20 protein-coding genes are annotated in these 22,192 nt (G+C 39.0%); 7 read left to right on the top strand and 13 right to left on the bottom strand.

Features of this window, described 5'->3' with window-relative positions; genetic code table 11:
- Positions 1 to 136: 136 nt before the first annotated feature.
- From RMX89_RS32555 to RMX89_RS32545, 3 genes are all read right to left on the bottom strand, one after another.
- On the bottom strand, positions 137 to 2,725 hold the full coding sequence (locus RMX89_RS32555; RefSeq protein WP_322691858.1) for a chloride channel protein: 2,589 nt from the start codon (positions 2,723 to 2,725) through the stop codon (positions 137 to 139).
- 259 nt (positions 2,726 to 2,984) lie between these two features.
- Positions 2,985 to 3,125, bottom strand: a complete 141-nt coding sequence (locus tag RMX89_RS32550; RefSeq protein ID WP_322691857.1) for a hypothetical protein — start codon at positions 3,123 to 3,125, stop codon at positions 2,985 to 2,987.
- Between the two features lie 126 nt (positions 3,126 to 3,251).
- Positions 3,252 to 3,617 carry a hypothetical protein gene (locus RMX89_RS32545; RefSeq protein WP_322675459.1) on the bottom strand — a complete coding sequence of 122 codons (366 nt, stop codon included), beginning with the start codon at positions 3,615 to 3,617 and terminating at the stop codon, positions 3,252 to 3,254.
- A gap of 203 nt (positions 3,618 to 3,820) precedes the next feature.
- On the opposite strand from RMX89_RS32545, the gene RMX89_RS32540 reads away from it, so the two are divergent.
- Positions 3,821 to 4,276 (top strand): DUF4288 domain-containing protein, encoded by a 456-nt coding sequence (locus RMX89_RS32540; protein WP_322675458.1) that lies wholly within the window; start codon positions 3,821 to 3,823, stop codon positions 4,274 to 4,276.
- A gap of 229 nt (positions 4,277 to 4,505) precedes the next feature.
- Here RMX89_RS32540 and RMX89_RS32535 read toward each other — a convergent pair whose 3' ends face one another.
- Positions 4,506 to 5,003: a DUF6174 domain-containing protein gene (locus tag RMX89_RS32535; protein WP_322675457.1), complete on the bottom strand. Its 498-nt coding sequence runs from the start codon at positions 5,001 to 5,003 to the stop codon at positions 4,506 to 4,508.
- Between the two features lie 415 nt (positions 5,004 to 5,418).
- Here RMX89_RS32535 and RMX89_RS32530 point away from each other — a divergent pair, with 415 nt between their 5' ends.
- Together RMX89_RS32530 and RMX89_RS32525 are read left to right on the top strand one after the other, a co-directional pair.
- Positions 5,419 to 6,744, top strand: a complete 1,326-nt coding sequence (locus tag RMX89_RS32530) for an MATE family efflux transporter (RefSeq protein WP_322675456.1) — start codon at positions 5,419 to 5,421, stop codon at positions 6,742 to 6,744.
- Between the two features lie 131 nt (positions 6,745 to 6,875).
- Positions 6,876 to 8,069, top strand: coding sequence for an MFS transporter (locus RMX89_RS32525; RefSeq protein WP_322691856.1), 1,194 nt, complete (start codon positions 6,876 to 6,878; stop codon positions 8,067 to 8,069).
- A gap of 519 nt (positions 8,070 to 8,588) precedes the next feature.
- On the opposite strand, the gene RMX89_RS32520 is transcribed toward RMX89_RS32525, so the two are convergent.
- Positions 8,589 to 9,029, bottom strand: coding sequence for a hypothetical protein (locus RMX89_RS32520; protein WP_322691855.1), 441 nt, complete (start codon positions 9,027 to 9,029; stop codon positions 8,589 to 8,591).
- Positions 9,030 to 9,708: 679 nt separating this feature from the next.
- Between RMX89_RS32520 and RMX89_RS32515 the strand changes: the two genes are divergently transcribed.
- The 3 genes from RMX89_RS32515 to RMX89_RS32505 all read left to right on the top strand — a co-directional run bounded on the left by RMX89_RS32515 (position 9,709) and on the right by RMX89_RS32505 (position 13,673).
- The gene (locus tag RMX89_RS32515; protein ID WP_322691854.1) at positions 9,709 to 11,838 is read left to right on the top strand and encodes a hypothetical protein; all 2,130 of its coding nucleotides are present in this window, start codon (positions 9,709 to 9,711) and stop codon (positions 11,836 to 11,838) included.
- Between the two features lie 133 nt (positions 11,839 to 11,971).
- Positions 11,972 to 12,160: a DUF4089 domain-containing protein gene (locus RMX89_RS32510; RefSeq protein ID WP_322675452.1), complete on the top strand. Its 189-nt coding sequence runs from the start codon at positions 11,972 to 11,974 to the stop codon at positions 12,158 to 12,160.
- A 100-nt stretch (positions 12,161 to 12,260) separates the two neighbouring features.
- Complete coding sequence (locus RMX89_RS32505) at positions 12,261 to 13,673, top strand: AtzE family amidohydrolase (protein WP_322691853.1); 1,413 nt, start codon at positions 12,261 to 12,263, stop codon at positions 13,671 to 13,673.
- A 165-nt stretch (positions 13,674 to 13,838) separates the two neighbouring features.
- Here RMX89_RS32505 and RMX89_RS32500 read toward each other — a convergent pair whose 3' ends face one another.
- The 6 genes from RMX89_RS32500 to RMX89_RS32475 form a co-directional block, all read right to left on the bottom strand.
- The gene (locus tag RMX89_RS32500; protein WP_322684637.1) at positions 13,839 to 14,957 is read right to left on the bottom strand and encodes an ABC transporter permease; all 1,119 of its coding nucleotides are present in this window, start codon (positions 14,955 to 14,957) and stop codon (positions 13,839 to 13,841) included.
- Between the two features lie 37 nt (positions 14,958 to 14,994).
- Positions 14,995 to 16,101 (bottom strand): ABC transporter permease, encoded by a 1,107-nt coding sequence (locus RMX89_RS32495; protein WP_322691852.1) that lies wholly within the window; start codon positions 16,099 to 16,101, stop codon positions 14,995 to 14,997.
- Positions 16,102 to 16,241: 140 nt separating this feature from the next.
- Positions 16,242 to 16,880 carry a hypothetical protein gene (locus RMX89_RS32490; RefSeq protein WP_322691851.1) on the bottom strand — a complete coding sequence of 213 codons (639 nt, stop codon included), beginning with the start codon at positions 16,878 to 16,880 and terminating at the stop codon, positions 16,242 to 16,244.
- Between the two features lie 689 nt (positions 16,881 to 17,569).
- Positions 17,570 to 17,842 (bottom strand): hypothetical protein, encoded by a 273-nt coding sequence (locus tag RMX89_RS32485; protein ID WP_322691850.1) that lies wholly within the window; start codon positions 17,840 to 17,842, stop codon positions 17,570 to 17,572.
- Between the two features lie 78 nt (positions 17,843 to 17,920).
- Positions 17,921 to 18,184, bottom strand: a complete 264-nt coding sequence (locus tag RMX89_RS32480) for a hypothetical protein (protein ID WP_322691849.1) — start codon at positions 18,182 to 18,184, stop codon at positions 17,921 to 17,923.
- 938 nt (positions 18,185 to 19,122) lie between these two features.
- Positions 19,123 to 19,386: a hypothetical protein gene (locus RMX89_RS32475; RefSeq protein WP_322691848.1), complete on the bottom strand. Its 264-nt coding sequence runs from the start codon at positions 19,384 to 19,386 to the stop codon at positions 19,123 to 19,125.
- A 1,094-nt stretch (positions 19,387 to 20,480) separates the two neighbouring features.
- Between RMX89_RS32475 and RMX89_RS32470 the strand changes: the two genes are divergently transcribed.
- Positions 20,481 to 20,888 (top strand): hypothetical protein, encoded by a 408-nt coding sequence (locus tag RMX89_RS32470; RefSeq protein WP_322684631.1) that lies wholly within the window; start codon positions 20,481 to 20,483, stop codon positions 20,886 to 20,888.
- 295 nt (positions 20,889 to 21,183) lie between these two features.
- Here the strand turns inward: RMX89_RS32470 and RMX89_RS32465 are convergent, their stop codons facing one another.
- Complete coding sequence (locus tag RMX89_RS32465) at positions 21,184 to 21,705, bottom strand: N-acetyltransferase (RefSeq protein WP_322684665.1); 522 nt, start codon at positions 21,703 to 21,705, stop codon at positions 21,184 to 21,186.
- Entirely contained in the window at positions 21,705 to 22,106 is a 402-nt protein-coding gene (locus RMX89_RS32460) for a GNAT family N-acetyltransferase (protein ID WP_322684664.1), read from the bottom strand. The genes RMX89_RS32465 and RMX89_RS32460 overlap by 1 nt, the downstream gene beginning before the upstream one ends.
- Positions 22,107 to 22,192: the final 86 nt, after the last annotated feature.

Genomic DNA, 22,192 nt, shown 5'->3' with positions numbered 1-22,192 from the left:
TCGCTGAAATTCCTTTGCCGTATACATTTACCATTTTCGGATAAGTCTAATGCATCGGGGGGATTGAGGGGGGTAATTCAACTTGTGTGTACACCGTAGCCAATGCATCGGGGGGATTAAGGGGGGTAATTCGACATTAAGTTTTGACCATAATCACTGTACAATTACTCTTGCGAGAAATATTCTCGGCAATATTTCCTTGAATCGCTTGTTGCAGTAGACTTTCACGGCTAGCTCCCAAGACAATCACATCACTGTTGTCAAGTTTTGCACAATTAAGAACAGCTTCAGAAACAGAATTGGCACGAACGGGAGTGGCCATCACTTTACCACTAACTCGGCGTTGCAGAAAGCGAGCAGATTTATCTAATAATGTTGTGTCAGGAATCGAGTTAGTCGGCTGGAAAACTTGGCATAGCTTGATTTGGGGTGATGTACTTAAAGAAGCAAGAGCCGGTAATAACTTAATTGCTTGGCTGGAGTTAGGGCCGCCTGCCATTGGCAACAACCAACGGTCGAAGGATCTTTTATCATCTAATTTAGCCAAGATAACATCACAACCTGCCTGTCGAATTATGGTATCCACCACTCGGCTAAAAACTCTACCAGGAGTTGATGTATTGCCTTTCCATCCCATCAGCACCAAGTCAATGTGTCGTTCTTTGACAGTCTCCAAAATTGCCCCAGCAACATTATGGGCAACTCGGATCTCGGTATGAACGGGAATCCGCCACTCTTCTCCTAAAAGTATTGCCCGTTGCAAAAGTTGAAGACTTTTGCTGATTTGCACTGGTGTTTCCGATGGGATGCGGCTAGACGAAACGATAATCACTTGTAAGCATTCTATTTCGTAATTGCGATCTTTGGCGATCGCAACTGCCATGTCTAATAAAGTCTCGGCTGTCTGGGGATGTGAAAGTGGTACTAACAATCTTCCTTTGCCTGTAGCCGGAGCGTGAGTTTGGTAAACCACATAAGAAGGTGCTGATTTACGTTCTATTTGTTCGTTACCACTGAGTCGCTCTGCTTCTACACGGATAATATCACTACGAGTAATAATTCCTATGAGCTTGCGATTTTCTGTAACGGGTAAGCAGCTGAGGTGATAACGATTGAGTATATGCAGTACATGAGCCAGTGTTGCTGTGGGATTTACTGTCACTGGCTCTGGTGTCATAATCTCGCCGATAGTTGTATCTTTGCCTGACTGTTGCGAAGCAATACTAACTAAATCTTCCTGAGTTACAATACCAACAACTTTACCATTCTCTAAAACTGGGAAGTTGCGATGGCGAGAGTCGGAAAATGCCTGTACTGCTTCATCAGTACTCATTTGGCTAGAGAGAGTTTCCACGCGTCGTTGCATCACATCTACGGCACTCAGTTGTGCCAGAAGCCCCTCTGTGCTAGGCTCCTTGGTGATGTGAATTCCTTTCCACTCTAGTAAAAGGTCGTAGAGCGATCGCCGATCGATTTTTTCCGCTACTAAATAGGCAACCACAGACGCAATCATGAGCGGTAGCACCAGATTGAAATCTGTTGTCATCTCAAATACAATGACGACTGCGGTAATTGGTACTTTGGAGACGGCGCTAAAAAAGGCAGCCATGCCGACATGAGCATAGACTGTGGCAGCACTCATTCCCAGTAAACTGTGTTCCACAGCACCCACTAAGTAACCAAGGGCAGCGCCCAAGGCTAAGGTAGGAACTAGTAAACCTCCTGGCGCTCCAGAGCCGTAAGTAAAAATAATTAGGGTAAACTGAACTAAAAAAGCGATCGCGGCAAATGACCAATTAGCACTGCCCACAAGCAAAATTTCTCTCAGCCCAGCATGATCGCGAAAGACAGCAGGTAAAAAAGCGATCGCCGCACCACTAACTAACCCAGCGATTCCAATTCGCCAGGATAAACTCAACCTTAGCAGGCGGCGGTTAATTGCTAGACTCTCAAGAATACCTTTATTAAATAGAATGCCTAGAAGTCCCGCCAGTACTCCTAAAATCAAGTAGAAAGGGATTTCTTGAGCGAAGAAAGTTGTATCGGGAAGACCTAAATTTAGATGATTCAGATCCAGGCTGTGACTACCATAGAGCCGAGAAATGACTGAAGCGATGAAAGAAGCCAAAATTGCAGTACCAAGAGTAATACCTGATACATCTTGGAGTAATTCTTCTACTACAAAAAGCACACCTGCAATCGGTGCATTAAAAGCCGCAGCTAACCCAGCCCCGGCTCCGGCAGCGATGAGTTGGCGACGATGCTCTGGTGAAGTCGGTGCCCAGTTACTAAGTTGATTTGCCAAGGCTGCCCCAATTTGCACAGTCGGCCCTTCCCGTCCTAAAGGCATTCCCGAACCCAACACTAATGTAGCGCCGATTAACTTAACCAAAGCAATCCGTAGATTTAATGGCATTGGCACGCGAGCCAATACGGCTTTGACTTCAGACATCCCACTACCTGATGCTTCCGGTGCGAAGCGCTCTACTAGCCAACCAGCTAAAAATCCCCCTATTAATCCAACACCTGGTAGCACCAAGTAGGCAGGTAAAAGGTAAGAAAGATGCACTCGCAATGCACCTGCCCAATCCACTGCCTGTCCTAATAGAACTGCCGCTAACCCAGAAACTAGACCAATCAGGCAAGCTTCCACAAAAGCCAACCGTTTGGGTCGAAGCAACTGACGCCAAAGCCTCAACCAGAGAATTTTACCCTTGACTAACATATTTTTAGCGATCGCTTGTCATCAATGAAGGTATATAAATGTCTAAAATGTCTTACCGTTCACCCTATTCATAGCTTTTACTAAAAAAATGAAATCAGAATGAAATTTTTATATGCCTAAAGATAGATATGTGCAGTAGGGGTACAGTTATTTATAATGTTTTATACTTAGAATTATTGGAGAACTATTCTCGCTTCAAAAATATTGTGTTCAAGTTGTCCTCTGTGATTTAGGGGTGAAATTCTAGGTATATAGGCTATTAGCCAACTCTCAATACTGTTCGGTTAAAGTAAGAGACATGATGAATCGCCGTTTCGACAATAATAATTCTTTTGTAGAGACGGCGATTTATCGCGTCTTTGTAATCATTTATCGCATCAGATAGAACAACATTGATCATAAGTTTATTAACATCACAGATATTCCGCCAACCCGTGAAACGATTCAAAACTGAGTAAAGTTTTTGGGTTTTGCGTTAGGATTTACGCATAAAGATTCTCTAGAAAAATTGAGTTTAAATTTACTATTAACGCTGCCAATCATACATTAATCGTCCGTGGCGATCGCGCACAAGTTCCCATTCTCCATGACGATATCGTTGTCCGTGATAACGTATAGAGCGATAGTGCCGTCTATAATAATGTCGTCGATTCCATTGGCGTTGATAGTAATAGTTTCCAGTCCGTTGCCGTCTATGATAACGTCGTCGAGTCCGTCGGTGAGCTAACAAAAACTCTTCACTTTGCTCTCCAACTAATTTTGTCTGTGCATCGATACTCTGTTCATTGAAAATATTGTTGAGAGTGTTCTCTTTGGCTTCAACCAAAGTAGGTGGATAAATGAAGGCTAATAACAGGAACACAATTGAGGATAGCTTTTTGAAACGGTTCACGTCTTTGCTTTTCCTAAACTATTGGTAATAATTTTATTTAATACTTAAGTTTAGTAATTATATAGTTCAAAATTCACAAACTTGAGGAACGCAAATGTAATTGCAAGTACATATAGCAGTTCCCATTCAGATAAAGTACAATGTTGTATCGCTTAATATAGTTGCTTGAGCATTATTAGTAAAAGTTTTAATTTTTATAAGCAATGACATACATTCCAAAGGATGCAGAGTGGTATATCGCTGAATTGGTAATCGAGTGTAACGTTGAGGGAAATCCACATAATGTTATTCATGTAAATATTGTTCTTGTCCGTGCTTCTTCACCAGAAGATGCTTTTGAGAAAGCCGAAGAACTTGGTTATCAGAGTAACGACACATATCTCAACCCCAAAAATCAAACTGTAATTTTTACTTATAGAGGCTTACGGCATCTTGATGTAATTCATGATGAATTAGAACATGGTGCTGAACTGATGTTTGAAGAAAAAATTGGTATACGTGAAAGCGAATTACAACAAATGCTGACTCCAAAATCTCAGCTAGCTATTTTTCGTCCGTTAAAACCAATAGATCCATCTAAGCCAGACTATACGAGTAAAGAAATTATGGATGAAGTCGCAAGAATGATGAGTGGCGATGGTGTTATTGAAAGACTTTAAATGCTTCAGCCCAACAGTGCATTCGCTATCCTAAACCTTTATAGAGCTAACGTCATAAATACGCTGTTCGGATCGTCAATAGACATCTTGCAAAAGTAAATTTTGCAAGATGTCGGAGAAAGGTTAAAGGTTAAAGGGTAAATGGAAATTAATTCTATTCCTTTCCCCTTGACCCCCGCCCCTTATCCCCCACAAATGCCAAGAAGTCTAATGCTCTCCTTAGCTATAGTTAATTAGTTTTTTGCAGATTGCTAATTGTCAAAAATATTTCATCATCAGCGATCTGGCTATTATAATCAATGTTAATTTGAGTTGGATAACCAAGTGTTGGATCGTATTGTACAGTCAAGTTTGCTGCTTTACGAATCAGCGCATCCCTAATGATATCAAAGAGTTTAGGAATTGTATTATATTGTTTAAACAACTCTGCCTCAGCCGGCTTTTGAGTTGCTTTATAAGTAATAGAACTTGTGACTCGATTACGTACTTTAATAATCACTGGTTCTGTGGCTTTAGGTAAACAATTGCAACTTCTAGTGAATTCATAGTGATAGTTAGAGATTTTTTGCCGTTTCCATAATCGGTAATTAATCTTAAATTGTTCTAAGTTTAAACTACTAGGCGCGGGGGTTGTGGCTACCTGTATAGGAGGAGGTTGAGATATTACAGGTGCACTAAAACCTAAAGATGCCACTAAAACAGCACTAATTGCAATTGGTAAGCGCATATAAATCCATTCTTAACTCCAACTGCTTACTTTAACGTAGCTTCAAGATGATTGCCAAAACATTGAAATTATTTGTGACACTCAAAGCTGGTAAGGTATTACGCAAAGAAAATTGCATATTAACTAGTGAGGGTTGTCCTTAGTCAAAAGTCCTTTGTCCTTAGAAACACTTCTGGACTAATGATGGTCTATACGGAAAATTTAGTCGTTACCTGCTTGCAATTCATCTTTTGTTAAATCTTTCCTGCCGAACCCTCTGCTAACCACTGTGACGGTAATCCTCTGACTCTATTAAGATAGATTCAAGTTCCCAGGAGCAATATCTCCTGAACATGGGTTTAAATTTGGAAAAAACCCTTTGTTCTTCACATCGGGTTATCAGTTGTATATGTTTTCTGAAGTTAAAAAATGTCTCATGTTAGCCGTACCTTTGGCAGCGGCACAAGTGGCTCAATCTGCAACTGGTTTTGTCGATACGGTCATGATGGGCTGGTTGGGAAGTCAAACCATTGCATCTGGAGGTTTGGGAACTATTATCTTTACTTTTTCTCTGTTGATTTTTAGTGGTATCGTTTCTGCTGTCAGTCCGTTAGCTGCCCAAGCATACGGTGCCGGAAATAAAGAAAAAGTTGGCACAATTGTCCGGCTTGGACTAGGGATATCTCTGGTGCTAGGAATACCAATTACATTGCTGCTTTACAATGGAGGTGCTTTACTACTTTTACTAGGACAGGATGCTAACACAGTAGCACTAACAGAGATTTTTTTAAGAGCGATCGCACTGGGTTTTATTCCTGGTTTGGGCTTTGCAGTACTTAAAAGTTTTCTTTCTGCTCTATTGCAACCGCAATTAATCATAGTGACAGTGGTCTTGGGTACTCTGTTCAACATTACAGCTAACTATGTGCTGATGTTTGGCAAACTAGGATTCCCGGCCTTGGGTTTAGCTGGTATTGGTTGGGCAAGCACGCTTTCACTTTGGAGTATGTTTATTACTTTGGCAGTTTATATATACAATCAGCCTCGCTTTGCAGTTTACGGTATTTTTCGACCTTCGTCTCAAGAAGCCTTTCCTCTAGAGCATCGCCGGATCGTTGGCGAGATTTTTCAAGTTGGATTGCCCATCGGGGGGCTGATTGCGGTCGAAGGCGGACTATTCACCGTTGTCACTTTGTTGATTGGACAATTGGGAACCAATGCCCTGGCTGCTCATCAAATTGCTTTACAAACAATTTCGATGTCATTCCAGATGGCAGTAGGCATTTCTCTAGCGACAACAGTTCGTGTTGGACAGTTAGCCGGACAGAATGACTTAGTTGGCACTCGTCTAGCTGGATATGTAGGCATTGCCATTGCAGCTTTAGCTATGGGTGTAGTAGCCCTTGCATTTTGGCTAGTACCAAAGTCGATTATTTCTCTTTATATCGATATCAACAATCAGAACAATGCAGATGTGGTTGCCCTCGCGGTGAAATTGCTAGCAGTCGCGGCCATTTTTCAAATAGTTGACGGCGTGCAAGTTACTGCTGCTGGAGCATTACGCGGACTCAAAGACACCCGAATCCCGATGTTGATTGGCTTTTTTGCTTATTGGTGTGTTGGTTTATTCACTGGTTATACTTTTGGGATCTCGTTGGGGTCTGGAGCTATTGGTCTTTGGTGGGGATTGGCTATTGGTTTAGCCAGCGCTGCAATCATCCTAACTTGGCGGTTTAGCACCAGGAAAACTAATAACTATTGAAGAAGTCAGGAGTCAGAATGGGCTAAACGCCCCGCTACCGCTAACAGGAGTCAGAATTCTGTTTTGATAAACAAGAGATGCAGTTAAAGGCAAAAGTCCTCAAGCAACTAAATTATAGTGAATTAGGTTGAATGAACAAACAAATCTCAAATAACGGATTAACTAAATTTCAAGTACTGATTATGGCGATCGCATCTGGGGTGTGTGTTGCTAACGTTTATTATAATCAGCCAATTCTCAAAGATATTGCATCTTCTTTTCAAGTTAGCGAAAGTGAAGCGGGTAGCATATCTGTGCTTTCGCAAGTTGGTTACGGTTTTGGACTTTTCTTTTTAATCCCCTTGGGCGATAAAATCAACAAAAAAACATTAATTCTTTCCTTACTTATATGTTTGTTTTGTTTGTTGATAGCGATGACGTTTTCACAAAATATCGTCCAGGTTTGGATATTGAGCATAGCAATTGGAATTACAACAGTCTCCGCTCAGGTTATTCTGCCCTTAGCAGCAAGTATAGATAGAGTAACTACAGGTCAAACTGTCGGCAGTATTTTTACTGGTATATTGATTGGAGTTTTAGGAGCAAGGGTTTTTAGTGGATATATTGCTGAAAGCTTGAGTTGGCGTTATGTATATGGATTTTCAGGAGTAATGATTTTAATTGTTACTGTCTTGCTAAAAATTTATTTACCTAATGTGAATAATGAATACACTGGTAATTATTTTGATTTATTAAAATCAACGCTTCAACAATTAAAACGTTTTTCTTTATTGAGAGAAGCATCTTTAATTGGAGGATTAATGTTTGGTGTCTTTTGCTCATTTTGGACAACGTTGACTTTCCATTTAAGCGGAGCACCTTTTAATTTTCAATCTGACACAATTGGGATGTATGGCTTTGTGGCGATCGCAGGTGCATTAATGGCACCAATTTTTGGTAAATTAGCCGATAAAGGTAATTCCCAACGTTCCTTAACTATATCTGTATCTTTGGTGATTGCAAGTTTAGTAATTGCTAAAATTGCTTCTAGTTCAGCGCTGGCGATCGCTGTTGCTGTATTGTTACTAGATGTAGGCGTACAAGCAATTCAAGTCACCAATGTGGCAAGAATATACACTCTTGATGCTCAATCGAACAGTCGCATCAATACAGTGTACATGACTACCTATTTTATCGGTGGTGCTGTCGGTACTAGTATTGGTCTATTATGCTGGGATTTTGGGGGCTGGAATTTGGTGACTTGGCAGATGTTAGTTTTTACTTTGCTTGGATTTATTGTTATAGTCAGACCGAAAATCACTACAGCAAGCATAAATAATAAATAGACTTTTTGGCATTTGTAGGGCAAAGGGTAAGGGGTGAATGGCACTAAGAAAACGTGAAACCTAGTCAGGGCAGGGTGTAGGGGGTAGGGTGTCGGGTGTAGGGAACAAATCAAGAAAATGAACAACAAGTGCGAACATTAATAAACTTTTTCGTCACTACACCCGACACCCGACACCCGACACCCAAAAGTCTTATGAATACTGGATTTGCTGATATCTTAGTGCCATTCGGTAAGGGGTAAAGGGGAAAGGGATGGAATTTCCTCTTACCCTTTGACATGAGTCCCTTTCCCCAACCGGAAAGCAAAAGTCACTTTTGTAAGAGACTCCATGAGTGGAACTTACAAGGAACAATAAAAATATCTCTTCGCCAGTTTCCAGTCCCCAGTCCCCAGTTCCCAAGTTCCCAGTCCCTATTTTTAAGTCACGTCTAATTATCCCATCCTTTTGGTCAAGAAAGGTTGTGATTTTAGTCTACATATTCTGTTGGTATTTACGAATCAACAGTGTTATTTAAAGCTATTGGTTATTTGAAGCTATCGGGCGGCTACCATCTATCTCTATAGTATCTTTAGCTTTAAATTTACTCTTAGCGATCGGACGTTGACCATCTATGTCAAGAATTTCCTCAACTTCAAAATTACTAGGGTCAATTGGACGCTCACCGTCTACAGGTAGCATCTCATGTTCTTCAAAATTACTCTTAGCGATCGGGCGTTGACCGTCTATGTCAATTGTTTGATCGCTATAATTTTTATCTTTTGCAATTGGGCGTTGACCATCTATATCAATTGTTTCCTTAATCTGAATGTTACTTGGATCGACTGGACGATGACCATCTACATTAATTGTTTTCGTTGACTTTTGAGGTTCATTAGATAATGAATTTATATTAGTTTCATCCACTTTTCTATCCCGACTTAAATTATTATTAGTCTCAGTTTTGTTTTTGTCATTCATGTTTTTTATTGTTATTCTAGATTATTTATCTGCTGTAAATATCATTTTTAAAACTGTTTATCTCTCTAGCTAAAGAGACTCAGTTGAGTAAAGAACAGGAAAATTTGTTCATATACTAAGATACTGAAGTAGAATCAAAAAATCCTCTACCACAGCACAGAATATATCTCTGACTTTAGAGGGATTTTTCATCTTTCAAAAAATACTTAATTAAATTGCTGGAAGAATGTAAGATTTTCTATAACTGGCAGGAGCCATCTTTTAGGGTCTTTTTTGTGCCTTTACGCGAACTTCTAAATATTTTGATGCAAGTCGTCTGATTTCATTTTCATCCCAAATCAATGTCGGTGCTGTAATAACCAAGGAAACTTATTCTTATGGTGTAAATACAAAATAATTTTTAGTATTTTTTTATACTAATAAGTACCAGTATAAACCTTCGTATTCAATTAAATAAAATTCTAAGTAGTTATAACAAATTATACATAAATTTCATAAAAATATTGACAAAGTATTTTTATTTTGCCAAAACATTTATATCAACAATCATCTATTAGCAATCATTACGTCATTTTCTAACTAAGGGAGAATGCATACCGCATTTTCACTTAATTTTATACTGCTTAGTTTAATTTACTAAGTATTATCTCTAAATTGATTCCTTTACCAATGAGACTATATGAGCATTCGCTTTTTCCATATTCCTTTAAGGAAAATAATCCGCTTTTCTATGCTCGCTCTAGCTACGACTGTAGCACTTACAACTGTTGAACCTAGTCGCAGTAGTACTACATCTGAGTATCAATGGAATCAAGTCTCTATAGGAGGAGGAGGCTATGTTACTAATATTTATCTGCATCCTTTAGAGAAGAATTTAGCCTACATTAGAACCGATATAGGTGGCTTCTATCGTTGGAATTCGTTAGAGAAAAGATGGATTCCATTAATAGATCACTTTGGGTCTGATAAAAGTAACTACTATGGCGGAGAAGGATTAGCGCTTGACCCTAACAATCCAAATGTTGTCTATATTGCAGCAGGCAAATATACTAAGGCTGGCTTAGGAACAATCTTCAAATCGACCAATAAAGGTCAAACCTGGAACAAACTGAACATAGATTTGCCAATGGGTGGCAACGAAACTAAGCGATGGACGGGGGAAAGGCTGGGAGTTAATCCATTTAATCCTAATATCATCTTCTTTGGTTCGCGTTTGGATGGGCTATGGAAGTCGGCGAATGCTGGTCAAACATGGAAAAAAGTAAGTTCTTTCTCAGGAAAACCTAATGCATCCATTGGTATTACAGGAATTTTGTTTAGCAAAAAGAATGCTGGCTTGGTTTATGCAAATGCCTATGGAGACGGAATATATAAGTCTACCGATACAGGTGTTACCTGGAACAGAATAGCCGGAAGCCCATCAAAAGTAAATCGAATGGTGCTTAATAGCAATGGAGTACTGTATGTAACGCACACTTCAGGAGTTAGCAAATATGCAAATGGGGCTTGGAGCAATATTACGCCAACTAACATCAAAACTATTTCATTTAATGGGCTTTCTGTAGATCCCAATAACTCTAATCACGTTTTAGTTACTTATGACCAATACCATGAAACTACTAATTACTCTAGAGTCTTTCAATCTACCGATGGTGGAACTACATGGCAACAGAAAAGCCATTCATTGAATCCTCAAGTACCTTGGTGGCCAAACTGGTATTTTGCTTCTGCGGCCTCAGCGATTGAATTTGACCCAAATATTGCTGGCAAAGTTTGGTTAACAGACTGGTTCGGAACCTGGCAGGCAGACAATATCAATGCTAACAAGCCTATGTGGTCTAACTACGAAAAAGGACATGAGGAAACAGTAGCTTTTGAACTCATCTCACCTCCAAAAGGCTCACTATTGTTAAGCGGTGTGGCTGATGTAGAAGGCTTTAACCACGGCCAGAAATTAGATACTTACCCATCTACTCAATTGGGTGGTAGTAACGGCCCTTGGTATCAAGAAACATACAGTATTGCCTACAGTGAAAAAGATCCCTTACGTATGGTACGCGTTGGCGGACATCGAGGGTTCAATACTTTTACAGGAGGAACTTCCACAGATGGCGGACATACCTGGAAGAACTTTTCTTCTTTTCCGCAGAACATTATGCCACTACGGGTAGCTATGTCTGCAACTAATCCAAGTTTGTTTGTAGCGATCGCCAGCGAGAAACAACCTATACGCACAACTAACGGTGGAGCTACTTGGAGTGGAGTATCAGGTTTACCCAATGGGCCCAAGGGGCCGTGGTACTGGGGTCAACCATTGGCATCAGACAAAGTAAATGGCAATATTTTTTACTACTACAACGATGGCAAAGTCTACCGCAGTAAGGATGGAGCTGCATACTTCAGTATTGTCAACTCAACACTTCCTAGCGAAGATTGGTCTATGCTCAAAACAGTTCCGGGGGTGAGTAACGAAGTTTGGATAAGTCTCAATTCAAATGGGCTTTATCATTCAACAAACGGTGGTACGAAGTTTGACAAAATAGCTGGTGTGGAGAAAGCTTATTTATTTGCCTTTGGCAAACCACAAACAGGAAGTACAATTCCAGCACTATATTTATATGGCAAAATCATTGGTATGGGAAAAGGAATTTTCCGTTCTTTGGATAGAGGGCAAACATGGACAAACATCTCTAATCCTCTATATCCCATCGGCAATGTCCCGAACGTGATGGAAGCTAGCAGACAGCAATTTGGGCTAGTCTTCATTGGCACCGACGGTAAAGGAATCTACTATGGAAAACCAAATTAATCCAAATTAATGACGTTGCATTCCCGACAAAATTGTATGTCACTATCTGGGTATCGCTGTTGTCGCCAGAAATTATAAGTTTAAGATAACGTAAACGCTTTGGCTTGCCGCAGGCTACCGCAAAGGAAAAAAGATGAGAAGAGAAGAGTTTGATGTGAGTGAATATGTAGATCAAATGGGGTTTTTGTTGGATTTGCAGTTAAAAGATGAGTATCGAGATGGTGTGGTGGCAAATTTTGAGAGAATTAGGGCGATCGCTAATCTGGTAAATTCTTTCCCTTTACCAGAGGAAATTGAAGTTGCACCAGTTTTTGAACCATAATTGCTTCAAGAATAGCTATGTTGATGTTTTAATGAAGCAAAAACTATTGCTGAGTGCTATTACTCAAAAAGCTAAACGCGCTATCTCTTAATATTTCAGCATGAATTTTGATTCAGCCGATGCCATAACAATATCAACTGCTGTACGCGAAGGTAAAACTAGCGCTGTGGAGGTTACGAAAGCTGCGTTAGCACGAATAGCAACGCACAATCATCTATTCAACTGTTTTACCACTATAACTGCTGAGACAGCTTTAACAGATGCAGCACTGATTGACAGGGAAATTGCCCAAGGTAATCATCCTGGAGTGCTTGCTGGTGTGCCTTTTGCGGTGAAAAATCTCTTCGATATCGCTGGTTTTACGACTCTAGCAGGATCGAAAATCAATGCAGTAAACCCAGAAGCTACTCAAGATGCAACCGCAGTAGCAAAGTTGAAGCAAGCGGGTGCTGTTTTGCTTGGTGCTTTGAATATGGATGAGTATGCTTATGGGTTTGTAACAGAAAACTCCCATTACGGTGCTACTCACAACCCCCATGATTTACAGCGAGTTGCTGGTGGTTCATCGGGTGGTTCGGCGGCGGCGGTTGCGGCGGGGTTAGTACCGCTGACATTGGGTTCTGATACTAATGGTTCAATTCGCGTTCCGGCGGCGTTGTGTGGCGTTTTTGGTTTCAAGCCAACTTATGGAAGATTATCTCGTGCTGGGGTAGCTTTATTTTCTAGCAGTTTTGACCACATTGGCCCTTTTGCGCGTTCGGTGCAGGATATCGCTACGGTGTTTGATGTGCTTCAGGGAAAAGACGATCGCGATCCCATTTGTACAAAGCGTCTACCTGAATTATGTTTACCGCAACTCAAACAAGATATTTCTGATATCAGAATTGCGATCGCAGCTGATTATTTTACCAAAGGTGCAGAACCGGCAGCTTTAGCAGCAGTGCAAAAAGTAGCTGATGCAATAGAAGTTACTAAATACGTAATCATACCAGAAGCACACCGCGCCCGTGCAGCAGCTTTTGTAATTACAGCTAGCGAGGGTGCAAATCTGCGTTTGGAAAAATTGCGATTGCATCCTGAAGATTTTGATTTCGCTACACGCGATCGCTTTTTGGCTGGGGCGTTAATTCCTAGTAGCTGGTATCTTAAAGCACAACGGTTTAGAAGATGGTATCGCGATCGCGTTCGAGAAGTTTTTCAAAATGTCGATGTAATTCTTGCCCCAACTACACCAATTTCTGCACCATTAATTGGTCAACAAACCATAATTTTGGATGGCGAAGAAATTCTTGTCCGTCCTCATTTAGGGCTATTTACTCAACCATTATCTTTTATTGGTTTACCCGTTTTATCAGTACCAATTCAGTGCCAAAATACATTACCTTTAGGTGTGCAATTGATTGCAGCACCATATAATGAAGCGTTAATTTTACGGGTTGCGGCTGCGTTAGAGGCAAAGGGTGTAGTTTCAGCACCAGTAATTTTAAACGCTCTTAACTCAGAGGCTGTTTGAAAAATCTAATTTATAGCAAGGGACTGGGGACTGGGGACTGGGTGAAAAGCCTTTTTGTGTCTAAGTTTTATCGTCTGTTGACGTCCTAACCACCTTGACTGTTGCAATATTACACAAAGACGCGATAAATTGCCATCCCCAAAAAGACTTAGTATCAGACATTTTCTAACTTAATTGATTGCGAAACTTACTAAGACTAATAGTTAATAACACAATAGCAATACTAAGCAATGCCAGAATATGCATCCATAACACATTTAAACCAACCCCTTTAAGTAAAATTCCTCGAACAATCGCAATGTAATGACGTAAGGGATTTAGTAGAGATAAGACTTGAAAAAAGGGAGGCATGGCTTCAATAGGGGCAAGCACCCCAGAAGTCTGCAATATCGGCATATTGACGAAAAATGACATCAATACCACCTGTTGTTGCGAACTGGAAAACATCGCCAACATAATACCTATACTGATCCCAACCAGCAGATAGATAATTGACAGCCCAAAAAATAGTAGAAAATTTCCACGCAACGGTAAACCAAAGACCAGTTGTCCTAAAGTCAAAGCTAGCAGAATATCTCCCATGAGCAAAAACGCTAAAGGCAAAATTTTGGAAAGCAAAATTTCCCAGTTTGCGGCTGGTGTCATAAGTAATTGCTCCAAAGTTCCGCTATCTTTCTCTCGTACAACAACGACTGATGAAACTAGTGTTCCAACAAGCGTTAACACTAAACCCATAACTCCCGGCACAAAATACCAGCTACTTATTAGTCCTGGATTATACAAAAACACCACTTGGAATGATATCGGAAAATTCAGTTGGGTTTGCCCAAAGTTACGATTATAATTTTGAATAATCTGAGTCATGTAGCCACTGGCAATGCCTGCTGCGTTTGCATCCACTCCATCAATGAATACTTGAATCTCAGCTTCTTTTGTTGCTAGCTTTCTAGGAAATTCTGGTGGAATAATCACCCCTAGATTGAGTTTACCTTCTTCTACTTGACGGCTCAAATCTTTCTCACTTGTTGGTACAGATTCGATGCTAAAAATACTATTAGAGGTCATTGCATGAACAAGTTCGCGACTAGCACTTACATTCGCATAATCAATGACACCCAATTTCAAATTATGTACATCGGGATTAAGTGCAAATCCATAAAGTAATAATTGCATCGTTGGTGGTACAATCAGCAGAATAATTAACTGCTTATCTCGCAAGATTTGATTGATTTCTTTGCGAAGTAATGCCCAAAACGAACTATTAAATAGTCGTGGAAAAAACATATTGATTAGTAGCTGCAACATCTGAGAATAATACAGTTTAATAAGGTAATTGCATCTTACCTAAAGCACGACGCGTTATATTAAAAAACACCAATCCAAAAACAATTAGTACCACTAGATCAAACCAAACTCCTGCCCATCCACTACCTCTAACAAATGAATCACGAGTGATATCTATAAAATAGCGGGCGGGAATTATGTTAGGCATAAGTGACAGGGGAAAAGGAATGTTGCTAATAGGATAAATAAAACCAGATAGTAATAGAGAGGTAACAAAACCGATCACAGAGACACTTTGTACAGCAGCATTTTGGTTACTGCTTCGTACTCCAAATAGCAAACCAAATAAAACACTGTCTGTAAGAAAAAGGACAGTTCCTATTAACAAGGTGATAAAATCGCCTACTAAGCTAACCTGGAAGATTAGCGAACCTAGACTCATGACTACGAATGCTTGAAGGATAGCTATCAGCAGGTAAGCCAGTCCTTTACCAAGTAACAGTTCAGTTGCACTTATACTAGAAACGTAAAGTTGTAAGATGGTGCCTTTCTCCTTTTCTCTCACCATTGAGATCGCTGTCAATAAAGACGGAAAAATCCATAAAACCACAGCGTAGACTCCCGGTACAATATACAGAGACTCTAACCGACCGGGGTTAAACCATAAACGAATTCGAGGTGTGACGCTGTTATTAGATGTTATCAGTCCTTGCTGCTGCATAAAAAAATTCGTCACTCTCTGAATGCTATTTTTTATGACACGAGCATTATTGACATCTGTACCATCAATCAGTACTTGCAGCGTAGTATTTTTACCAGCTTGCACATCTCGGCTGAATTGAGGAGGGATAATGACTGCTGCCTTAGCAATGCCACGGTCGATGGCATCCTGCACCGGATCGTTTCCCGACCATTGGGTGGGCATAAACTGATTGGTGGCGTATAGTCGCTCAATATAGCCATTGCTAAGGTTTGTGCGGTTAAAATCTTGCACGATTAAGGGAATATTTTTACTTTCTAACCGGATTGCAAACCCAAAAATGAGTAACGTTATAAATGGCAGTATAAATGCTAACGCTAATGTCAGGCGATCGCGCTGAAACTGTACTAGTTCTTTGCTAAACTGAGCAAAAATCCGTTTCATAAATATAAAAAATATCAAAAAATTCTAGTTTTGCGATCGTTGTACTATACCGATGAAAGCGTCTTCTAGAAATGAATTCCCATCTTGCCACAAGCTTTAAACTAAAGTTTATACCCATAGAGGCGCGAAATTATCCCTAACTAAGACAACACGATATGTGTTGTCACCAGAGCTAAGATAAATACAAAATCAACTGCTGAACCAACTAGAGAACCAAAAAACTTTGTCGGTAAAGCATTGCCAAACAACATTACCACTGTTCCCACAAACATCCAAGGCCATTGAATTTCACGCCAAATGTAGAATCCTGCCACACCAACTAACAAAGCAATTAAAATTGTCAAAATTGGAGCTTGACTTTTTTTAGGTTTATATCGCAGACTGCCAGCAAAAGTTATTGGTGCTAGTTCCAAGTGCTTAAGATTACTAAACAATCCCAATCCAATCAAACCAAATGTAATTGTCCAGCAACCAGAGAATAAAATCGGTTTACTTGCCCAGAATACACCAGCAGCACTAGCTAGTCTAATAGCTACTACCACCAACAATGGAATCAATAAATCATGTAATAAGAAGCGCAGACGATTAAGGAATTTTAGGAAACTACCTTCATTAATTAAACGACCTAGCGAAATAATCAGATTGTCATAGGTCATTCCAGCTACCACTAATAGTAGCAACAATATGTTGGCATGGTGTGAGTGTTGCCATAAACTTATGCTCCATGTAGCTAAGAGCAAATTAGCTACCGTATAGAGTGGATATAAGATAGCCCCCATAATTTAATTCCTAGTATTTTTAGAGAACGAAAGTTTAGATTACAAAGTTAACTTCTATATATTCTTGTGAGGTTCAGCTAATTAACTGAAGCATTTAATAAATCAGGTATGAGCTAATTATTATCTTTTGAGGAAAGCAATGTTTTATACTTTATCATCACTCTATTTGAAATAGTGTAAAGAAATAATTAGTTTTGGATTTTTAAATAACTCTGTAAGAAATTAATTCCCATGTTGAATTAGCATCAAAAAATAAGATTAAATACAATTGATTTAACCTCAAACCCTAAGCTTTTCGTTTAAAAGCGTGTTTTTTCAGGTCAAGGTGAAAATTACACAAGATATAAATCAGACTAGGGCAAACACATCTAAATAAACGTCAGTTCGATGAACCTCTCCCCAACCCCTCTCCGACGCAGAGAGGAGCAGAAATATTCTTCGTTGACAATGAGAAAATCATGGTTTCAAAGCCTCTTGAAGAGTGGGGGAAAGGAATGGAAGCGGGGTTTTTTAGATCCGTCAAATTTACGTTAAATAAAATTTCAAAGCCTTGACTGAAATGAACATATACTAGCATCGCACTATTAGCGACATTACAAGCACGACGTTAAAAAATGAAGGGCTAGAGTAAAACTTTAACTCCAGCCCTAAATATGTAGCTTTAGGTAATGTCCAAAGCATTAAGTTGTTTAATTGGGTGCAGTCTCACCCCGGCTTAGTGTTCCAAACCTTACAACGAAAGCCCCTAGTGTACCATCAAGGAAGCTATCACTCTGTGTAGCGGTAAACGTTCTTCCACCATTAGCAAAACCTAAGCCGACTCCTGAAGTTGATCCAGTAACTTGAATACCAGGTGCAGGTGTCGGAGGTGGTGTAACTCCACCATGAACAGTCTCCAAATCTGTAGCTGATACTTTTTCAAGCAAGCTAGATTGTAATTCAGCGATTTTGATATTAGCCATGATTTCCCCTTTGAGTTTTCTTGGTAGTACGTTGACGTATCTTATTTGCTATCGCTCTAAAATTTTCCCTGATAATTTTTAATTAGGGGAAGAATTTGAGAAAGCACCAGACGAAAGAGAAGCGGTGATACGTGGCGATCCGACCCCTCCATTTAATTGAAAAAATGAGTCAGTACCGTTGGTAATCCTTCCCGGCCCTATATTAATGCCTGTGGTAGCAGCAGTTCCAACTAAAACAAATTGGAACTCACTGTTTCCTCCATTAACTAACCGTAAATCGGCATCAGAAAGTTTCTCGAATTGGCTTTCTGGCTGCAATTCAGATATTTTTATCGTAGCCATAGATTCTATCTATTCAAAAGAGATTAATTGAAATTTGAACTGCATTTGTTCAACAAAATAACTATAAACAATTTAGAAAATTTTGCAATACTTTTTTGCTTAAGTTTTGTAAATTTATCTTGGATATTTTTACTAAAAAACAACAATTTAGATGGAGTATAACGCCACCTAAATTGTTGTTTTAGTTTTTAATTATTAGAATAATTAATATGCAAATTAGAACTGGATTGATAATTCACTTTTAAAGGAATTATCTTGAACACCAGCTCTTTCTGCATCATGATTTATCGAAACATAATTCAGGAGTCAGGAGCGGAGCCGGAGACGCTCCGCCTCCGGTCAGAATACAAGAAGGGTATTCTGACCGAAAAAGCGGATAGCGCAGCGTAAAGCTTACGATATAGCAACTCTTAGAGACGCTAGGCGTAGCTTGCTTTTTTGCAAGAATATGCTTAGAGCGAATCCGCGAACATCTGAATAAGCGGGTTTAAGACTCCCACAAAATTGTAGATTTAGTAGTCTTCCCTACGGGACACTACGCCAACAATTAGTTGCGGATCTGAACCCCAAATGAATTGATTATGACTTCTGAATTCTTATTCAACTAAAAGTGCTTAAAGCCAAAGTGCCAAACAAGCGAATTGTTATTTTATTTGACTTATAGAGTTAGCTCGACTTTATCCATTTTTTAGCAAAGCGAATATTATCCCTGAAATCTTTGTGCAAAAGTAGTTTTACTTTTTTAACTTCATCGGTAATCTGTGATGTTGAAAAAGTATTTGCCAAAAAGCCAGGGGTTTTGCTGGATAAAGAAAACCGGGTTTTTAATTGTCGAGTTTAGAGTATGTTTGAATTTGCAAACATACTCTAATGCTCAGAGTACTTCGGTTAAATTCTATTGCGAAACTTGAAAAAAGCTATTTGAGGCTAACGTCGTGTTATTTTTTCTTGATTGGTCTTACTGTTGCTTGAATTAAAGTTCCACCCGTTACTGTTTTTTTACCGAAAGCGTCTGCTGTTATTGCAGCAGAACTAATAGTACTAGCGTCTATCTTAGCTCCTGTGTCGTCGTAAACAGCTATCGTTCCACTTGTCAATAGCAAAATCGTAGTACCAGCGCCTCCAACTAAGTTTTTGACTTCCTCATCATTTAGAGATTTTAAATAACTCTGCTGGCAGTCTAAATCACGAATTTTAAGCATACTTTACCCTTGTTAACTTCCTGTTTACTTTTGATTAACTTCCTATTTAGGATTATTGTCTGAGGACAATCTACCGATTGCTTTTTCGCGCCAAAAAAAAGAATAGCACTATTAGAAATTAATAAATAGTAGTTTTACATAATTTTTTTGCATATCATCCATAAAAAAGCTCGCCCTGTCAAGCTATTTACCTCATTTTGTCTTTAGAGGTTGTTTGAAAAGTATTTTGCTGTGACTAGTTTTAGATACTTTCAGATCCTCTGTATCCTAGTCATAGAGACGTTTTAGCTCACATTTGCAAGAAGTTTATCAATATGATATTAGAGAAATCATTAAGAAGTTGCAATGGAAGCATTACTACTTCTGCGGATAATATTTAGTCGCTTTTCAAGCAATTTTAAGAATAGTATTGGTTCGCGAATATCATTCGCGAACCGTAAATAGATAAAATGATTTTCTGATTTCAGGTATTAATAAACGAGTCTTATATCATACAAAAAAGTATTTGTCTATTCTCCGTTGGTATACATATCGTTGGCAGATAGAAGAGTATTATCAAATTCTGAAATCGGGCTACAAAGCAAAAAGCGATCGCTTGGTGGGTGAGAGATATCTTTGATAATAGGTTTTTTGACTTTGATTGCCGCACAACTATTAAGAATGACTTATTTATAGCGATCAACTATTAAGAATGACTTATTTGTATTGAACTAAACTACAAATTGCTGCATCCTGAATGTAAAATAAATTACAGATGTATCTGCTGCTTGAAAATACACCTCCAAAGCAAAAATAATGTTAATTCACTATTGATTGGACAATAGGCGCAATAGTGTGGCTAGGAGAATACTTAGAATATATAAAAAATAGTATAATTAGGATACAAGTTTGGTGAAGAGGTTAGTTAGAGTTGGAAACCTCGTGCCAAACTTGCTTGTTGTATTCTTTACTACATTTGGTTGCATTATTTATTACATTTTGTTGTATTGGTTATTACATTTTAAAATTAATGGTTTAATTTTAATTGTTTAAAAGCTTTGTAAAGCCAAGAATAGTTTGTATAAATTATTCGCAAACCGTAGAATTTTTATTTTATGCCTAATAACTCAAAACCCTCGCCCCAAGAAGATTTATATGCACGCATAAATTGCGTAGTTCAAGCTAAAGAGCATCTTGAGAAAGAAGTCCAAGCAATAAGTGCAAGTGCTTCGGAAGAAGTAGCTGCATCTTCCTGTTGGATTGTTCGCTATCTTGCTAAAGGCAGGAAGTCTGTATATTGGTATTATAAATTACACGCTAGTGTAGCAATATTTCCAACAAAGACTGATGGAAAGAGTTCTCGTTACAAGCATTTAGGTAAAGCTGGTAGTCAAGCATACCTGGATGCTGTAGAACAAATTTTTCTAAAAGCCAAAATCGAAGCATTAGATCGTTCAATTAAAACTTTAGACCAGGGTTTGAAAGATTTAATCGAAGAAACTTCTAAATACAACAAAGATTAGTAGTGGGTTTGCGAATAATGTGCCTGCGAACTATTCTCGCTTCTTACATCCTGTGAAAAGTCAGGAGTAATAACCAATCGCGTACTCCTACAAAGAAGCAAGCTACACGCAGCGTCTCGTAGAGAAGAAAAAAAGAAATACTTAAATAAACTGTATTATACTATAGGAATCATATTTGATTTTTGAACAAAATTAGGTATTGTAGGGTGTGTTAAAACGCAGTTCGTAACGCACCAAACCTTTGATGATAGTGCCGTACTCTCGCAGCTACACACCCTACGTATCTTTTCAAAAATCAAATACTAGTCCTATATACTTCACTAAAAGTATTTGGATAAACAACCTTGCCTTTATACTGCTTTTGATAGTTTTGCAGTGGTTTCACCATGAAAAATTCCTCTGGTACTGGAAAAGGAGACTCGATTTCATAAACAACAGAAGGCTGAAAACCAAAGCGAGTATAGAAGTGGGGATGACCTAGTACAATTACTATGGCTTCTTTCTTTGCTTCTGCTATTTCTAACCCTGCTTTTATTAGTGCGCTGCCAATTCCTTGTCTTTGAAACTGTGGATGAACTGCCAAAGGCGCTAAACCAATTACTTGTAGTGCTTCTTCACTTACCAGGTCAATATAGCTGAATAAAATATGACAGACTAGAACATTTTCAACCTCTGCAACCAGAGATAAATCTGGAATATAGCGGTCAGAATGGCGAATTTTATCCACAAGTTTAGCCTCGTTTTCCTGCCCAAAGGCTAGTCTATTAACCTCAGCTATTGCTGTGTAGTCTGACAAAGTTTCAGAACGGATATCGATTATTTTAAAACTAATTCCATAAAAATCCAGTTTGCTCGATGTTCGAGAGGAATCTCGGTTTTTTCCAAATATGGCTCAATATTCTGAAAGCCAAATACACGATAAAGTGCGTGTGCTTCTTTTGCAAAAGGGGCACTGTCTAAACGTATCTTTGAGTAACCAATGTAGGCAGCTTCATTAATGATAACTTCTAATAAAGACCGACCAATTCCTTGTCTACGAAATTCTGGTTTTACATACATTCTTTTAATTTCGCCAATATCTTCACCAATCTTTCGTAAGCAAGCGCAGCCAGCTATTTTTTGCTCATATTGTCCCAAAAGCAAGCGCCCTGAAGGTGGTAGAAATTCGTGGAGTTGAGTCATATATTCCTCAAAGAATGTATTAGCATTTAAATTGATGCCAAATTTATTGCTAAATATCAGCTTAGTCTCATGAACCTATCCCACTAATACCAAAATGTGATAATCTACTTTCTGAATAAGAG

Origin of the sequence: Nostoc sp. DedSLP04, from assembly GCF_034530775.1 — a bacterium.
GTDB lineage: Bacteria > Cyanobacteriota > Cyanobacteriia > Cyanobacteriales > Nostocaceae > Nostoc.
Note: the sequence above shows the minus strand (reverse complement) of the source record. Positions and strands in the feature narration are given on the sequence as shown.

Excerpts from the sequence above, each read along its gene's own strand:
- RMX89_RS32505 (WP_322691853.1), top strand. The coding sequence starts at position 12,261 with ATGAATTTTGATTCAGCCGATGCCATAACAATATCAACTGCTGTACGC.
- RMX89_RS32495 (WP_322691852.1), bottom strand. The coding sequence starts at position 16,101 with ATGAAACGGATTTTTGCTCAGTTTAGCAAAGAACTAGTACAGTTTCAG.
- RMX89_RS32515 (WP_322691854.1), top strand. The coding sequence starts at position 9,709 with ATGAGCATTCGCTTTTTCCATATTCCTTTAAGGAAAATAATCCGCTTT.
- RMX89_RS32540 (WP_322675458.1), top strand. The coding sequence starts at position 3,821 with ATGACATACATTCCAAAGGATGCAGAGTGGTATATCGCTGAATTGGTA.
- RMX89_RS32475 (WP_322691848.1), bottom strand. The coding sequence starts at position 19,386 with ATGCTTAAAATTCGTGATTTAGACTGCCAGCAGAGTTATTTAAAATCT.
- RMX89_RS32530 (WP_322675456.1), top strand. The coding sequence starts at position 5,419 with ATGTTAGCCGTACCTTTGGCAGCGGCACAAGTGGCTCAATCTGCAACT.
- RMX89_RS32470 (WP_322684631.1), top strand. The coding sequence starts at position 20,481 with ATGCCTAATAACTCAAAACCCTCGCCCCAAGAAGATTTATATGCACGC.
- RMX89_RS32525 (WP_322691856.1), top strand. The coding sequence starts at position 6,876 with ATGAACAAACAAATCTCAAATAACGGATTAACTAAATTTCAAGTACTG.
- RMX89_RS32500 (WP_322684637.1), bottom strand. The coding sequence starts at position 14,957 with ATGTTTTTTCCACGACTATTTAATAGTTCGTTTTGGGCATTACTTCGC.
- RMX89_RS32520 (WP_322691855.1), bottom strand. The coding sequence starts at position 9,029 with ATGAATGACAAAAACAAAACTGAGACTAATAATAATTTAAGTCGGGAT.
- RMX89_RS32490 (WP_322691851.1), bottom strand. The coding sequence starts at position 16,880 with ATGGGGGCTATCTTATATCCACTCTATACGGTAGCTAATTTGCTCTTA.
- RMX89_RS32535 (WP_322675457.1), bottom strand. The coding sequence starts at position 5,003 with ATGCGCTTACCAATTGCAATTAGTGCTGTTTTAGTGGCATCTTTAGGT.
- RMX89_RS32510 (WP_322675452.1), top strand. The coding sequence starts at position 11,972 with ATGAGAAGAGAAGAGTTTGATGTGAGTGAATATGTAGATCAAATGGGG.
- RMX89_RS32555 (WP_322691858.1), bottom strand. The coding sequence starts at position 2,725 with ATGTTAGTCAAGGGTAAAATTCTCTGGTTGAGGCTTTGGCGTCAGTTG.
- RMX89_RS32485 (WP_322691850.1), bottom strand. The coding sequence starts at position 17,842 with ATGGCTAATATCAAAATCGCTGAATTACAATCTAGCTTGCTTGAAAAA.
- RMX89_RS32480 (WP_322691849.1), bottom strand. The coding sequence starts at position 18,184 with ATGGCTACGATAAAAATATCTGAATTGCAGCCAGAAAGCCAATTCGAG.
- RMX89_RS32550 (WP_322691857.1), bottom strand. The coding sequence starts at position 3,125 with ATGATCAATGTTGTTCTATCTGATGCGATAAATGATTACAAAGACGCG.